Source organism: Luteimicrobium album, assembly GCF_030161555.1.
Classification (GTDB): Bacteria; Actinomycetota; Actinomycetes; order Actinomycetales; family Cellulomonadaceae; genus Luteimicrobium; species Luteimicrobium album.
Window position 1 is genome coordinate 3,083,032 of sequence record NZ_BSUK01000001.1, and the last position, 14,906, is coordinate 3,097,937.

At 75.0% G+C, this 14,906-nt stretch carries 14 protein-coding genes and 2 pseudogenes; 12 read left to right on the forward strand and 4 right to left on the reverse strand.

Annotation, left to right across the window (positions count from 1 at the left end; all coding sequences use genetic code 11):
- Positions 1 to 21: 21 nt before the first annotated feature.
- Positions 22 to 438 carry a hypothetical protein gene (locus QQK45_RS15695; RefSeq protein ID WP_284294081.1) on the forward strand — a complete coding sequence of 139 codons (417 nt, stop codon included), beginning with the start codon at positions 22 to 24 and terminating at the stop codon, positions 436 to 438.
- Between the two features lie 200 nt (positions 439 to 638).
- On the opposite strand, the gene QQK45_RS15700 is transcribed toward QQK45_RS15695, so the two are convergent.
- A complete protein-coding gene (locus QQK45_RS15700) occupies positions 639 to 2,135 on the reverse strand; it encodes an MATE family efflux transporter (protein WP_284294082.1) in 1,497 nt (498 codons plus the stop codon).
- Between the two features lie 191 nt (positions 2,136 to 2,326).
- Entirely contained in the window at positions 2,327 to 4,276 is a 1,950-nt protein-coding gene (locus QQK45_RS15705; protein WP_284294083.1) for a helicase HerA-like domain-containing protein, read from the reverse strand.
- Between the two features lie 86 nt (positions 4,277 to 4,362).
- On the opposite strand from QQK45_RS15705, the gene QQK45_RS15710 reads away from it, so the two are divergent.
- From QQK45_RS15710 to QQK45_RS15745, 8 genes and pseudogenes are all read left to right on the forward strand, one after another.
- The gene (locus tag QQK45_RS15710) at positions 4,363 to 4,566 is read left to right on the forward strand and encodes a hypothetical protein (protein WP_284294084.1); all 204 of its coding nucleotides are present in this window, start codon (positions 4,363 to 4,365) and stop codon (positions 4,564 to 4,566) included.
- Positions 4,563 to 5,263: pseudogene (locus QQK45_RS15715) on the forward strand (DegV family protein). Before QQK45_RS15710 ends, QQK45_RS15715 begins: the two are co-directional and overlap by 4 nt.
- Before the next feature lie 92 nt (positions 5,264 to 5,355).
- A complete protein-coding gene (locus QQK45_RS15720) occupies positions 5,356 to 6,417 on the forward strand; it encodes a helix-hairpin-helix domain-containing protein (protein WP_284294085.1) in 1,062 nt (353 codons plus the stop codon).
- A complete protein-coding gene (locus tag QQK45_RS15725) occupies positions 6,414 to 7,085 on the forward strand; it encodes a hypothetical protein (protein ID WP_284294086.1) in 672 nt (223 codons plus the stop codon). Before QQK45_RS15720 ends, QQK45_RS15725 begins: the two co-directional genes overlap by 4 nt.
- Positions 7,082 to 7,246: a hypothetical protein gene (locus QQK45_RS15730; RefSeq protein WP_284294087.1), complete on the forward strand. Its 165-nt coding sequence runs from the start codon at positions 7,082 to 7,084 to the stop codon at positions 7,244 to 7,246. The genes QQK45_RS15725 and QQK45_RS15730 overlap by 4 nt, the downstream gene beginning before the upstream one ends.
- Positions 7,234 to 8,118 carry a ComEC/Rec2 family competence protein gene (locus QQK45_RS15735; protein ID WP_284294088.1) on the forward strand — a complete coding sequence of 295 codons (885 nt, stop codon included), beginning with the start codon at positions 7,234 to 7,236 and terminating at the stop codon, positions 8,116 to 8,118. Before QQK45_RS15730 ends, QQK45_RS15735 begins: the two co-directional genes overlap by 13 nt.
- The gene (gene holA, locus QQK45_RS15740) at positions 8,025 to 9,056 is read left to right on the forward strand and encodes a DNA polymerase III subunit delta (protein ID WP_284294089.1); all 1,032 of its coding nucleotides are present in this window, start codon (positions 8,025 to 8,027) and stop codon (positions 9,054 to 9,056) included. Before QQK45_RS15735 ends, holA begins: the two co-directional genes overlap by 94 nt.
- Positions 9,057 to 9,171: 115 nt before the next feature.
- A complete protein-coding gene (locus QQK45_RS15745) occupies positions 9,172 to 9,933 on the forward strand; it encodes a phosphatase PAP2 family protein (RefSeq protein WP_284294090.1) in 762 nt (253 codons plus the stop codon).
- 364 nt (positions 9,934 to 10,297) lie between these two features.
- Here QQK45_RS15745 and rpsT read toward each other — a convergent pair whose 3' ends face one another.
- Both rpsT and QQK45_RS15755 read right to left on the reverse strand, forming a co-directional pair.
- On the reverse strand, positions 10,298 to 10,558 hold the full coding sequence (gene rpsT, locus QQK45_RS15750) for a 30S ribosomal protein S20 (protein ID WP_036949611.1): 261 nt from the start codon (positions 10,556 to 10,558) through the stop codon (positions 10,298 to 10,300).
- A gap of 245 nt (positions 10,559 to 10,803) precedes the next feature.
- Complete coding sequence (locus QQK45_RS15755) at positions 10,804 to 11,100, reverse strand: type II toxin-antitoxin system PemK/MazF family toxin (protein ID WP_431310288.1); 297 nt, start codon at positions 11,098 to 11,100, stop codon at positions 10,804 to 10,806.
- 372 nt (positions 11,101 to 11,472) lie between these two features.
- Here QQK45_RS15755 and QQK45_RS15760 point away from each other — a divergent pair, with 372 nt between their 5' ends.
- From QQK45_RS15760 to QQK45_RS15770, 3 genes and pseudogenes are all read left to right on the forward strand, one after another.
- Entirely contained in the window at positions 11,473 to 13,131 is a 1,659-nt protein-coding gene (locus QQK45_RS15760) for a circularly permuted type 2 ATP-grasp protein (protein WP_431310289.1), read from the forward strand.
- Positions 13,125 to 14,056: pseudogene (locus QQK45_RS15765) on the forward strand (alpha-E domain-containing protein). Before QQK45_RS15760 ends, QQK45_RS15765 begins: the two are co-directional and overlap by 7 nt.
- Positions 14,053 to 14,901 (forward strand): transglutaminase family protein, encoded by an 849-nt coding sequence (locus QQK45_RS15770; protein ID WP_284294091.1) that lies wholly within the window; start codon positions 14,053 to 14,055, stop codon positions 14,899 to 14,901. The pseudogene QQK45_RS15765 and the gene QQK45_RS15770 overlap by 4 nt, the downstream one beginning before the upstream one ends.
- Positions 14,902 to 14,906: the final 5 nt, after the last annotated feature.

Genomic DNA, 14,906 nt, shown 5'->3' on the forward strand with positions numbered 1-14,906 from the left:
GTCCGGTGCGAGCATCGGGGCATGACCCGCTTCGCGATCGACGCCCCCGTCGCGCTCCGGCTCGTGCGCGGCACCGCCACCCTCGCCCACGGACATCAGCTCGTCGGCGCGGCCGCGCTGCGGTCCGAGGCGATGGCGATCCTCTACCGGGAGGCGCGGGCCGGGACCCTCGACCCCGGGGAAGCGCGCGACCAGCTCGAGGGCGTCGCGGGCCTGAGGATCCGGCTGCTCGGCGACCGCGGTTCCCGTGCGACGGCGTGGCGCATCGCGCGTGAACGGGACTGGGACGACGTCCGGCGCGCGGAGCTGCTCGCGGTGGCGACCCTCCAGGCCGACGCCCTCGTCACCGAGGACGTGGCGCTCGCGGCCGACGCCGAGGGCGTCGTGCCGCTCGCGACGGTCGCCGACCTCGCGATCCCTCGCGGCGAGCGTGCCTGAACTCCGCGACGCGGGTGAGGGATTGGCGGGTGCGCTCGCGCCGTCGTCGACCATGCGCCTGGCCACCGGGCCTTGCTCGAGCGTGACCTCGTGCCCCGATCCGGCTCCGCACGGGGGACGACGTCATGGTCGCCGAGTCGGCCGGGGAACAACCCCACCCTCGGGCGCCGATGTCGAGGTTTCTGACGCCCGGAGCCGGTCTATGCCCGGGAGGGGCGCCGTGCAGGGCGACGCGACGCGCTGCGCCGGCCGCGCACCAGCGAGCGCGGCCCACGCCGGGTACGCACCCGGTGGAGCCGCCGGACGACGACGGGGGCATCGTCGGGCTCAGAGCCGGGGAGGGTCGCCGCTGTCCGTGCCAGCCGTCCGAGCGCCCGGTGGCACACGACGTACGCGGGCACGAGCAGCAGCACGGAGCCGATCCACGCGAGCGGGTTGCTCCAGACGATCCCCGCGTACCCGAACGCGCCGCCGAGCACCAGGGCGACGCCGACGCGCATGACCAGCTCCAGGAGGCCGGAGAGGGTCGGCACGAGGGTGCGGCCGAGCCCCTGGAGGGCGCCGCGCAGCACGAACAGCACGCCGAGCGCCGCGTACAGGGCACCGTTGACGCGCAGGAAGTGCGCCGCCATCGAGGTCACCTCGGTCTCGCTCGGGCCGACGAACAGCCCGACGAGGTCGCTGCCGAACGCCACGAGGACCGCGCCGAGCGCGAGCGAGCCCACGACGGAGACAGCGACGGACTGGACGACGCCGGACCGGATCCGGTCGGGACGCCCGGCACCGTGATTCTGCGCCGCGTAGGTGGACACGGCGAGCCCGAGGGAGCCGAGCAGGGCGACCGCGAGCGAGTCGACGCGGGCTGCCGCGGTGTAGGCGGCGACGGCGGTCGAGCCGAGCTCGTTGAGCTTGAGCTGCACGGTGAGGGTCCCGATCGCGATGATCGACGCCTGCAGGCCCATGGGGACGCCGAGCCGCAGGTGGCGGCCGAGGTCGGCGGGGTCGCGCAGCGCGCCGCGCAGGTCGGCCCGTCCGATGTGGAGCGCGGGCACGCGGCGGCGGACGTGGACCAGGCAGAGCACGACGGAGACGGCCTGCGACACGATGGTCGCGAGCGCGGCGCCACCGACGCCCAGCCCGGCGGCCCCGACGAGCGCGAGGACGAGCGCGCCGTTGAGCACGCAGCTCACGACGAGGAACACGAGCGGGGTCCGCGAGTCGCCGATGGCCCGGATGATCGCGGCGAGGTAGTTGAAGAACATGGTGGCGGCGGCGCCCGCGAAGCTCACGGTCGCGAAGGTCGTCGCGTCGTCGATGAGGTCGGCGGGGGTGCGCAGCGCCTCGAGCGCGGGGCGGGCGAGCCCGACGGCCGCGACCGTGATCACGAGGCTCGACGCGGCGGTGAGGATCGTTCCCACCGCGACCGAGCGCCGGACGGCCGCGTGGTCGCCCGCACCGAACGCCTGCGCCGTCGGGATCGCGAAGCCCGAGGTCATGCCCCACGCGAAACCGAGGAGCAGGAACAGGAGGCTGCCGGTCGAGCCGACGGCGGCGAGCGCGTCGACGCCGAGGTGGCGGCCGACGACGAACGCGTCGGTCACCTGGTAGAGCTGCTGGACGACGTTCCCGACGAACAGCGGGATCGCGAAGACGAGGACGACGCGCCACGGGCGGCCGGACGTGAGGGCGTGGGCCATGGAAGGACGGAGCTCCTGGGGCAGGGCAGGGGCCGACGGCGCGACGAGGCGTGGCGGGGTCGGCGGGGAAGTCGGGGAGGGCGCACGGCGACCGGTCGTGACCGGTTCGCGCAGGCATCATCGTATCGTTTCGACCGACGACCGTCGAGCGGTTATCGCGCACGTCACGTAGGGATTCTCCGGAGACCCGGTCAGCGCCGGCGCGTGCCGAACACGCTGCGCGTGATCTCGCGCCCCAGCGTCGTCGCCATCGACCCGAGGAGCTTGTCGAGCGGGTTCTGCGGCGTCGACCGGCGCGTCCCGCCGGAGCCCGAGCTGGAACCGGTGCGCGCCTTCGCGGCGTCGCGCTCGAGCTTCGCCTGCATCTTCGCGAGGTCGTCGGCCTGCTTCTTGGCGGCCTTCTCGGCCTCCTTGTCGGCGGCGGCCCGCTCCTTCGCCGCCGCCTCGGCCGCCGCGGCCTGGTCGGCCGCCGCCTGCTGGGCCTCGACCCGCTGCGCCAGCAGCTCGTACGCCGACTCGTTGTCGACCGCGGTGCCGTACTGTGCCTGCAGCGGCGACGCGGCGACGATCCCGGCGAGCGCCGCCTCGGGTGCGGGGTCCATCGACGACTGCGGCGCGCGCACCCGGGTCCATGCCACGGGGGCGGGCGCGCCCTTCTCGGTGAGCACCGTCACGACGGCCTCCCCGGTGCCGAGCGACTGCAGGAGCTGCTCCAGCTCGTACGGCGAGGTCGGGAACGTCCGGACGGCCGCGCGCAGGGCCGTGGCGTCGTCGGGCGTGAAGGCCCGGAGCGCGTGCTGGACCCGGTTGCCGAGCTGGGCGAGGACGTCGGCGGGCACGTCCTTGGGGCTCTGGGTGATGAAGAAGACCCCGACACCCTTGGACCGCACGAGCCGGACCGTCTGCACGACCTGCTCGAGGAAGGCCTTCGACGCCCCGTTGAACAGCAGGTGCGCCTCGTCGAAGAAGAACACCAGCTTGGGCTTGTCCGGGTCCCCGACCTCCGGGAGGTCGTGGTAGAGGTCGGCGAGCAGCCACATGAGGAAGGTCGAGAACAGCGCCGGCCGGTCCTGCACCGTCGGCAGCTCGAGGCACGACACCATCCCGCGGCCGTCGGGCGCCGTCCGCAGCAGCGCGGCCGTGTCGAACGCGGGCTCCCCGAAGAACACGTCCGCGCCCTGCGCCTGCAGCCCCACGATCTCCCGCAGGATCACGCCCGCGGTCGCCGCCGACAGTCCGCCGATGCCCTTGAGCTCCGCCTTGCCGTCGTCGGACGTCAGGTACGCGATGGTCGATTGCAGGTCCTTGAGGTCCAGCAGCGCGAGGCCCTGCGTGTCGGCCCAGTGGAAGATCAGGCCGAGGCTCGACTCCTGGGTGTCGTTGAGGCCCAGCACCTTCGACAGCAGCAGCGGCCCGAAGTCCGTGACCGTCGTCCGGACGGGGACGCCCGTGCCGAGCCCGCCGAGCGCGTAGAGCTCGGTGGGGAACGACGTGGGCGCCCAGTCCTGCCCGATCGACGCCGCCCGCTCCGCGACCTTCGGATCGTCCTTGCCCGCCACCGCGAGGCCCGACAGGTCGCCCTTGACGTCCGCGAGGAACACGGGCACGCCCGCCGCCGACAGCCCCTCCGCCATGCCCTGGAGCGTCTTCGTCTTGCCGGTGCCCGTCGCGCCCGCCACGAGCCCGTGCCGGTTGAGCATCGACAGCGCGAAGCCGACCTGCACGGAGGCGTCGGGGGCTGGGTCCGCCTGGCCACCGTCGCTCCCGTCCGCCGCGACGAGCAGCGCCCCCAGGGGGAGCGTGCCGCCCTGGTAGGCGTAGGCGGTCCGCACCTGGTCGCGGTAGCCGCCGGAGCCGGGGTGCGTCGCGGCCGGGTCGGGCTTCTCGGTCGCCTTCGCGGGCGGCTCGCTCTCCCTGCCCGACGACGGCGCGTCCGCCGCGTCCTCGGCCTCGCCCGGGGCGTCGCTCGCCGGAGCGTCGGTGGCGGGCGCCGCAGGGGGCGCACCGGGCGACCGTGCGATCGCGGCGTCGAGCGCGGCCTGCGCCGCAGCAGCCTTCGCCTCGGCCGCCTCCGCCGCGGCCTGAGCCGCCGCGGCGCGAAGAGCAGCGATGTCGTCCGGACCGGGAGCGTCGTCGGCCATGTCTCGCATCATAGGAGTTCGCGCGGGGAGGCGCTGCCCTTGCGTCGCGGGCATGGACTGCCCGCGCGAACTCTAAGGTGGAGGCGATGAGCCCGCTCCGTCGCCGTGCACCCGGCCCCGTCCGTGTCGTCACCGACTCCACGGCGTCCCTTCCGGACGCGCCGGACCCGGTGCAGGACCTCGTCGACGTCGTGCCCCTCACGGTGGTCATCGACGGGGTCGCCGCGCGCGAGGGGAGGACATCACGCCCGACGAGATCGCCGGCGCCCTCGGGTCCGGTGCACGGGTGACGACGTCCCAGCCGTCGCGAGCCGCGTTCGAGGCCGCGTACGAGCGGGCCGCTGCCGAGGGCGCGTCGGGCGTCGTCTCGATCCACCTGTCGGGGGAGCTGTCGGGCACCGTGCACCAGGCGGCCGCCGCGGCGGCGACCGCACGGCTCCCGGTCCGCGTCGTCGACTCGCGGTCCGCCGCGATGGCGCTCGGCTTCGCGGTGCGCGAGGCCGCACGAGCGGCGCGCGACGGGGCGGCCGGCGACGCGGTCGCGCGCCGCGCGATGCAGGTCGCGGGCACCGCGCGCGCCGTCTTCCTCGTCGACTCGCTCGACCACCTGCGCCGCGGGGGCCGGCTCTCGACGCCCGCGGCCGCCCTCGGGACCGTATTCGGGGTCCGCCCCTCCTGACGCTGCGCGACGGGAAGATCGAGCTGGTCCAACGGATCCGCACGCGCCGCGCCGCCGTCGACCGGATGATCGAGGTCGCCGTCGCGTCCGTCGAGCGCCGCACGGATCCCGCGATCGCCGTCCACTACATCGGCGTGCACGAGCCCGCCTTCGAGCTCGCGCGCGAGCTCGAGGAGCGCACGGGCCACGCCGTGCTCGTCTCGCCCGTGAGCGCCGTCCTGGGCGCGCACACCGGACCCGGGACGCTCGCCGTCGTCGTCTCGGACCTGGCCGAGTCCTCCCGGCGTGCGGCGCGGGACAAGGCCTGACGCCCGACGCCGCTCCTGTGGACGGGACCGGACGTCCACCGGCGGCGTCCCCGCGTCGCCGGCCGCTGGTGCGCCGCGCCTAGCGTCGGCGCGTGCCCCGACCCACCCCGCCCGACGCGCGTGACCGTGCGCGTCGCCTCGTCGCCCCGCTCACCGTCGACGACCCGGACCACGCCGTCGCGACGCCCGAGGACGAGCGCGTCTCGGGGTCGCTCCATCCGCCGGCAGCGCCGTGGAGCCCGGTCCTTCCGGCGCGAGCGCCGGCACGGTTCGCGGACTCCCCGGATCCCCCGGCCGACGGCGCCGGGGCGGGTCGGCTCTCGGACGCCGGCGCAGGGGAGACCGACGCCGACGACGTCGCGGCGCGGTTCCGCGCGGGCGCGATGGGCGCGGTCGCGTCCGCCTACACGACCGCGCACGGCCATCCCGTGGGCGCCGACCTCGACGAGCCCGCCGGGCCGCGCCGATGGGCCGTGACCGTCCGGACCGCGGCGCTCGTCCTCGCGGTAGTGCTCGCGGTGGGCGCCGCCGTCGTCACCGTGGCGGTCTCCCGAGGTGCAGGCGCTCCCGCGGCGCGGGTAGCCGTCGAGGTCTCGACGCCGCGCGCGTCGGGCGGCGTCGCACGGCCCAGCGCGACGCCCGAGCCCGCGGACGCCTCCGCCGCACCGTCGGGCACGGGCGACGGCGCGACGATCCTCGTGCACGTCGTCGGGGCCGTCCGCCACCCCGGGCTGGTGCACCTCGCGTCCGGCGCCCGGCTCGAGGATGCGGTCGAGGCCGCCGGCGGCGCGACGTCGTCGGCCCGGCTCGACGCCGTCAACCTCGCGTCCGTCGTCGCGGACGGGCAGCAGGTGCGCGTCCCGCGGAAGGGAGAGACGGCGGCGCCCGCGGCAGCGTCCGGCGCGAGCGGGGACGGGTCCGCGACGGGTGACGGCGATGCGTCGCCCGCCGCCTCGTCCGGCACCCCGGTCGACCTCAACACCGCCGACGCGGCAGCCCTCGACGCGCTCCCCGGGATCGGACCCGTCCTCGCGCAGCGCATCGTCGACCACCGGACGCAGAACGGCCCCTTCACCAGCGTCGACCAGCTCGACGAGGTCTCCGGCATCGGCCCGGCGCTGATGGGGCGGCTGCGCGACCTGGTGCGCGTGTGAGCGCGGGTGCCCGCGCGCCCGTCGACCTCCGGCTCGCGCCCGCCGCCCTCGCGACGTGGCTGGTGTGCTGGTGGGCGGTCGCCGCGGGGACGCACGTGGTCGTGCTCGCAGCCCTCGTCGCGCCCGTCGCGGGCGCCGTCGTCGTGGGACTGGTCGCCGCGATCCCGCTGCTCCCGGCCCGCCGGGGTCGGCGCACGCGCCGGCCACGCCCCGCCGCCCTCGCGCCGCCCGCCGCGCTCGCCGTCGGGGCGGCCGCCGTGGCGCTCGCGGCCTGCGCGGTCCAGCTCGCCGTGCGCGACCGGGCGGACCTCGGCGACCTCGCCGCGGCGGGTCGCGTGGTCACGGTCGAGGCCACCGTCCGCGACGACCCCGTGCCGCTGCGCTCGACCTGGGGCGAGGGTGTCGTGCTCGCCTCGCTCGACGTCACCACCGTCGACGACGGCACCCGTGCCTGGCGGGCCGCCGCGCCCGTGCTCGTGCGCGGCGACCCGGGCTGGTCGGACGTCGCGGTCGGAGCGCGCGTCGTCGTGACCGGTCGCCTGCGTCCCGCCGATCCGGGGAGCGCGAGGTGGCGCAGCTCGTGCCCCTGCGGGCGCCGGACGTCCGCGCGCCCCCGCACGGCCCGGTGGCCGGCGCCGACGACCTGCGGTCCGCGCTCATGGACGTGACGGACGATCTCTCCCCGCAGGCCCGGGCGCTCGTCCCCGGTGTGGCCGTGGGCGACGTGACGCGGCTGCCCGACGACCTCGACACCGCGATGCGTACGGTGGGCCTCACCCATGTGACGGCGGTGTCCGGGGGCACTTCGCGATCGTCGTGGCGACCCTGAGCGGCCTGTGCGCCCTCCTGGGGCTCGGCCGGTGGGCGCGGCTCGCGGTGCTCGCTCCGGCGACGGCGGGCTTCGTCCTGCTCGTGCGACCCGACCCGAGCGTCGTGCGGTCGGCCGGGATGTGTGCGGTCGTCCTCCTCGGGACCGCCCTCGGCCGCTCGGCGCGGGCCGTCCCGGCGCTCGCGGCCTCCGTGGTCGTGCTGCTGGTCGCCGACCCGTGGCTCGCGCGGGCCTTCGGCTTCGTCCTGTCGGTCGCGGCGACCGCCGGCATCGTGCTGCTCGCCGGCCCGCTCGCCCGGCGGCTGTCGGCCTGGCTGCCACGGCACCTCGCACTCGTCCTCGCCGTCCCGGTCGCGGCGCAGGCGGCCTGCGGCCCGGTGCTCGTGCTGCTCGCGCCCGCCGTGTCCCTGTGGTCCGTGCCCGCGAACCTCGTCGCGGACCCGGCCCTCGCTCCCGCGACCGTGCTCGGCGTGCTCGCGACCCTCCTGGCTCCGGTGTGGCCCGGCGGGGCGCACATGCTCGCCTGGGTGGCTGGGTGCGCCACGTGGTGGATCGCGCGGGTCGCGATCGTCGCCGCCGGGCTCCCCGGCGCGAGCGTGCCGTGGACGGGCGGCCCCGTCGGGGCGGTCCTGCTCGCGGTCGCGACGGCGGCGGCCGGAGCGGCGCTGTGGAACTGGCGGAGGCTCGCCGATGCCGCTGGAGTGCGCGTGCCCTGGGCGCCGGGAGCGAGGCCGTCGCTCGCTGGGTGGTCGTGGGCGGTGCGTGGCACGCTACGGGCATGCCTGCAGCGACCCGACCGGCCCGCCGCTCCACCGGAGCCCGCCCCGCCCGCGCGGGCCTCACCGCGGCGGAGCTCGAGCTCGCTCCCGTGATCCTCGTGAGCGGCCCCGAAGGGCTGCTCGCGGAGCGCGCCGTCGAGCGCGCGGTGGCGCTGGCCCGTGACGCCGCGGGAGCCGAGAGGCTGGAACGCATCGACGTGGCCGGACCGACCTACGAGACGGGCAGGCTCGCCGTCGCGACGAGCCCGTCGCTGTTCGGGGAGCCGCGCGTCGTGGTCGTCGACGACGCGCAGCTCGGCACCGACGCCCTTGTCACCGAGGTGGTCGAGTACGTCGGTGCCCCCGAGCCGGACGTGACGCTCGTCGTCGTGCACCGGGGCGGGCAGCGTGGCAAGCGCATGCTCGACGCGATCAAGGCGACCGGTGCGCCCGTCGTCGCGTGCGACGCGCTCAAGCGCGACTCCGACAAGGAGGACTTCGTCCGGGCCGAGTTCCGCACGGCAGGCCGGCGCATCGACGCGGAGGCCGTGCAGGGGCTCGTCGCCGCGCTGGGCAGCGACCTGCGCGAGCTCGCGTCCGCGTGCTCGCAGCTCGTCGCGGACACGACCGGCACGGTGACGACCGCCGTCGTGGACCGCTACTACGGCGGCCGCATGGAGGTCACCGGGTTCCGGGTCGCCGACGCCGCGGCAGCGGGGCGCTCCGCCGACGCCGTGACGCTGCTGCGGCACGCGCTCGCCTCCGGGGTGGACCCTGTCGTCGTGGTCGCGGCTCTCGCGCTCAAGCTGCGCCAGCTCGCCAAGGTCGCCGCGACGCGCAGCGCCGGCGGGCCCCGGCCCCAGGACCTCGGGCTGGCACCCTGGCAGCTCGAGCGCGCGCGCAAGGAGCTCGTCCGCTGGACGCCGGAGGGTCTCGCGACCGCGATCACGGCCGTCGCGCGGGCCGACGAGGAGGTCAAGGGCGGGGGTCGCGACCCGGTCTACTCGGTCGAGCGGGCCGTCCTCACGGTGGCGCGCGCCACCGGCCGGTAAGGCATCCGTCGGCCGTCGGACACCCGGGGTTAGGATATTCGGGCATCGAGGACGTGCGCCCAGGTCCCCGCCTGCGGTCGCGCGGCGGAACATCGCAGAAAGAAGGGGGCTGCGCATGTCCCAGCTCGGCCGTGACGTGGTGCGCGTCCGGCCGCGATCCGCACGAGCGCTCGGCCGCGAGGCCCTGCTGGTCGTGGCGGTGTACGCGGTCTACTCGGTCATCCGTAACCTCGCTCCGCAGCGCAGCTCGCTCGCCGAGCACAACGCGTGGAACGGGCTCCGCCTGGAGGAGAGCCTCCGCATCGACGTCGAGCACGGGATCAACGACTTCGTCGTCGCACACCCGTGGCTCGCGGTGCCGGCCAACTACTTCTACGCGACGCTGTTCCTGCCCGCGGTGATCGCGACTCTCGTCTGGCTGTGGGTGCGGCGGCCGCAGGTGTACTCGCACTATCGCACCGCGCTCGTCGTGATGACCCTCATCGGGCTGATCTGCTTCTGGCTCTACCCGCTCGCGCCGCCGCGGCTGCTGCCCGGCGCCGGGTTCGTCGACACCGTGCCCCACTTCCACACCTGGGGCATGGACTCGAGCGGCCCGAGCAACACGGGCGTCTCCAACCAGTACGCCGCCATGCCGTCCCTGCACTTCGGCTGGTCCCTGTGGTGCGGCACCACGCTCTGGCGGTGCGCGAGCCGGGTCTGGCAGCGCGTCGTCGGCGTCCTGTACCCGCTCATGACGCTGCTGGTGATCCTGGCGACCGCGAACCACTACCTGCTCGACGCCGTCGGTGGTGCCGTCGCGTTCCTCGTTGCGGACCGGCTCGTCGCGTACGTCGAACGACGTCGCGTCGGCGTCCCGGAGGCCTGGCGCAGCTGATCCGCCCGTGCGTCGTCGACGGCCACGCCCGCGGGCGTGCGCGGCCAGGCGGCTCGGACTGTTGCCCCGCGGCCCTGGGGGCCGTGCCGACTCCGTGACGTCCTTCGCCACCTTCGCGCACCCGCCGGCTCGCTCCAGCCCGCTCGCCGACCGATGAGGTTTGGCCCGTCTCGGTCCGCCGACCATGGGGATGTGCACGGTCTCAGGCCTGGGTCGGTGGGCATGACCATGGTCGGCGCGGGGTAGGCGTGGGGAGCGCGGCCGGTCAGCGAGTGCCTCTCGAACGCACGAACGCCGCACCCCGGAAGGGATGCGGCGTTCGGTGGTGCGAGCGGCGCCTACCGGCGCTGCGGCTCGCGAGGTGTCAGAGCGCGCCGACGGACTTGGCCAGCGCCGACTTGCGGTTCGCGGCCTGGTTCTTGTGGATGACGCCCTTGGAGACGGCCTTGTCGAGCTTGCGCGACGCGGTCGCGAGCGCGGTCGTCGCGGCGTCCTTGTCGCCGGCGGCGACGGCCTCGCGGACCCGACGCACGTACGTCTTGAGCTCCGACTTCACGGCCTTGTTGCGAAGGCGGGCCTTCTCGTTCGTGCGGATGCGCTTGAGCTGGGACTTGATGTTTGCCACGTGTGGACTCTCTGGTGTGTTTCGCCTGAGGCGAAGGGACAGGTCGTAGAGGGCGACTCCGGTACCGGGACTGGGGTGGGGACCCGTGGAGAGGTTCCGGAGCTGTGCCCGCCGACCTTCGGCCCGGTCTGCACCCGGCGATCGTTAGAGGGCGACCGCCCGGCGCGACGCCCGGAACCAGGCGGACACGCAGCCTCAGAGTCTACCAAAGCCTGGCGCAGCCCCGAAACCGCGGACCGTGCAGGTCAGAGCCCGGCGACGACCACGTCGAACGTGCGGCGGTCCATGACCGCGCCCTCACGTCGGACCCGTGCCGGGTCGATCCGCAGGACCCGGTCGAGCCGTACCTCGGACGGCCGCCCTTGGCGGTCCCACGGGCCTGCCCCGATGTCGAGCCACCGGCGGCCCCAGCGGGCCTCGTCCGCGGCGTCCCGGCTGTGTTCCTTGCTGGTGAGCATGAGCGCCAGCAGCCACCGTCCGTCCCGCCCGACGACGAGCACCGGCCGGTCCTTGCCCTGGCTCGCGTCCTCCTCGAACGGCACCCAGGTCCAGACGATCTCGCCGGGGTCCGCGTCGCCGTCGAGCGCGGGGAGTACTCGGGCCGGACCACGCCGGTGAAGTCGCCGGGGTAGGCACCCCCGCCACCGGGGCCGGCCGTGCGACCGGGCGCCGGCTTCACCCGGGGGCGCGTCGCGGTGCCGCCGCGCCCTCCGGTGCCCGGCCTGGACGGGCCTGACGTCAGCGTGCGTCCGAGGGTTCGGAGCAGGTCGGACCAGAAGCGCTTCGCCACGGAAGCCAACGTAGCCGACCGGACGGCGCTCCCGACCTCGAGCGGTCACACGCGCGCCGCCGCGGTATCGCCGCCGAAACCCCGACGTCATGTCGCCGTGACGTGCGGCCGCTAGCGTCCGGCCATGGCAGACCCGTTCGACGACTACCCGAGGCTCCCCGCCTGGGACGAGATGGTCGCGCCGGACCGGCAGGTGCGCGCTCCCAACGGCCCGGTGGTCGACGCGCTGCGGGGACTCAGCGCGTCCGAGGTCTCGTCCCGTGCCGAGGCGCTCGCGCGGTCCTACCTCCATCAGGGCGTGACCTTCGACTTCGCGGGCGAGGAGCGGCCGTTCCCGCTCGACGTCGTGCCGCGCGTCATCCAGGCGGACGAGTGGGAGACGGTGCGCGTCGGCGTCGCGCAGCGCGTGCGGGCGCTCGAGGCGTTCCTCGACGACGTCTACGGCGACCAGCAGGTCGTCGCCGACGGGGTCGTGCCGCAGTCGCTGATCGTGTCCTCGCGGGAGTTCCAGCGTGAGGCCTTCGGGATCCGACCGCCGAACGGGGTGCGCGCTCACGTGTCGGGCATCGACCTGGTCCGTGACGAGGCCGGGCGGTTCAGGGTGCTCGAGGACAACGTCCGCATCCCGTCGGGCGTGAGCTACGTCATCTCGAACCGGCGCGCGATGGCCCAGTCGTTCCCCGAGCTGTTCGAGCGTCTCCAGATCCGTCCCGTCGGCGCGTACCCGCGCCGGCTGCTGGAGGCACTCGTCGCGGCTGCTCCCGACGGCGTGCCCGAGCCCACGGTGGTCGTCCTGACCCCGGGCGTGTTCAACTCGGCGTACTTCGAGCACGCGCTGCTCGCGCGGCTCATGGGGGTCGAGCTCGTGGAGGGGCGCGACCTGTTCGTCGCGGGCGGCCGGGTGTGGATGAGGACGACGGAGGGTCGCCGCCGCGTCGACGTGATCTACCGCCGGGTCGACGACGCCTGGCTCGACCCGGTCCAGTTCCGTGCCGACTCGATGCTGGGCGTCCCCGGGCTCCTCACGGTGGCCCGCCTCGGCAACGTGACCCTCGCGAACGCCGTCGGCAACGGCGTCGCCGACGACAAGCTCACCTACACCTACGTGCCCGCGCTGGTCCGCTACTACCTCGGTGAGGAGCCCGTGCTGGCGAACGTCGACACGTGGCGGCTCGAGGACCCGGAGGCGCTGGCCGAGGTCCTCGACCGGATGGACGAGCTCGTCGTCAAGCCGGTCGACGGCGCGGGCGGCAAAGGGATCGTGGTGGGCCCGGACGCGTCGCGGGCCGAGCTCGAGGAGCTGCGCCGCACGGTCGTCGCGGACCCGCGGGGCTGGATCGCCCAGCCCGTCGTCCAGCTCTCGACGTCGCCGACGTTCGTCGACGGTCGCTTCCGGCCTCGGCACATCGACCTGCGGCCGTTCGCCGTCAACGACGGGGAGGAGGTCTGGGTGCTTCCGGGAGGGCTCACACGGGTCGCCTTGCCCGAAGGTCAGCTCGTGGTGAACAGCTCGCAGGGCGGGGGATCGAAGGACACCTGGGTGCTCGAGCGTACGGCCGCCGGCCCCGGCCCCGAGGCGGGACCGGTGGTCGAGCTCGTGGGGAGCCCGGCGGCGTCCGGGCCGGACGGCGGCGGCGCTACGACGCACGGTCGGGGGCACCCGTCCGTTCGGACGGACCCTGACGGCACCGGTCGCCGCGACCGGCCGTCCGACGAGCTGCACGCCCAGGCCGAGCAGCAGCAGCAGGCCCATGGGCCGGAGGGCGGGGTGGCCGGATGCTGAGTCGCATCGCGGAGTCGCTGTTCTGGATCGGTCGCTACGTCGAGCGGGCGGACGACACCGCGCGCATGCTCGACGTGCACTTCCAGTCGCTGTCGGAGGACCCGTGGGCGTCGGAGGACCGCGCGCTCCGCGCGCTCCTGGCAGTCATGGACCATCCCGTCCCCGACGACGACACGCTCGTCACCCGGGTCCGGGTGCTGCGAACCCTCGCCCACGACCAGGGGAACCCGTCGTCGATCGCGGGCGCCGTCGTCGCCGCTCGCGAGAACGCCCGCCGTGCGCGCGAGATCCTGTCCTCCGAGCTCTGGGAGTGCCTCAACACGACGCGGCACCAGGTCTCGGGGCCGCTGCGGCTGGCCCGTCCGCACGACTTCTTCGCCTGGGCCCGGGAGCGGGCGGCGGTCGTGACCGGGATCGTGGACGCGTCGACGAGCCGTGACGAGACGTGGTCCTTCATGGTGCTCGGTCGCTCGATCGAGCGCGCCGACATGACCGCCCGGCTGGTCCAGACGCAGGCCGAGCTGGGCGAGGCCGGTCCCGGCTGGCACACGTTGCTGCGCTCGACCGGCGCCTACGAGACGTTCCTGCGTACCTTCCGGGGGCTCGCCTCGGACGACCGGGCCGCCGAGTTCCTGCTGCTGGACCGCCTGTTCCCACGGTCGGTCGTCCACGCCCTCGACCAGGCGGAGGAGTGCCTGCGGGCGCTCGACCCGGCCGCGGACCGGCGCGGAGTCGCCGACGACGCCCGCCGCGAGCTCGCGCGCATCCGCGCGGACCTGGAGTACACGCCGCTCGGCGACACCATCGAGAGCCTTCCCGGATCATGAAGGACGTGCAGCGCGGCTGTGCCGCTGCGAGCGACGCGATCCGGTCCCGGTACTTCCCGTCCGGGCTCGCGACGACCTGGGTGGGGGAGGCGCTGTGACCGTCCTGCGTGTGGAGCACCGCACCACGTTCGTCTACGCCGAGCCCGTCTCGGCCTCCTACAACGAGGCCCGGCTGACCCCGAGCCGGGGGCCCGGCCAGCGCCTCCTCGACTCGCGCCTGAGCATCGAGCCCCGTACGTGGTCCCACGACTACGTCGACTACTGGGGTACCGCGGTCACGGCGTTCGAGGTGCTCCGCGAGCACGAGCAGCTCGAGATCGTCGCGGCGTCGCGGGTCGAGCTGCCCGACGCAGCGCCGTCCGCCCCCGGCGACGGTAACGTGTGGGACGTCGTGGCGGGCCCGGCCTTCCGGGACACCATGGCGGCGTACCTCGCCGACTCGGCGACCACCCGCGCACCGGACGACCTGATGGCGCTGGCACGCGAGGTGTCGGCGCGCGCCGCGACCCCGGACGAGGCGGCCAGCGCGGTGGCCCTGGTGGTGCGCGACGGGCTGGAGTACGTCCCGGGCGTCACGACGGTCCACACCACGGCCGCCGAGGCGTGGACTGCCGGCAAGGGCGTCTGCCAGGACGTGAGTCATCTCGTCCTCGGCGCGTTGCGTGGGCTCGGGATCCCCGCGCGATACGTGTCGGGGTATCTGCACCCACGGCCAGGGGCGGGGATCGGGGAGACCGTGACGGGCGAGTCGCACGCCTGGGTCGAGTGGTGGGCCGGCGGGTGGCGCGCCTTCGACCCGACCAACAGGACGGAGGTGCGCGCCGACCACGTCGCGCTGGGGCGTGGCCGCGAGTACCGCGACGTCTCGCCGCTCAAGGGCGTCTACGCCGGCGCAGGACGCGGCGAGCTGGACGTACGGGTGGAGATCACCCGGGTCAGCTGACGGGC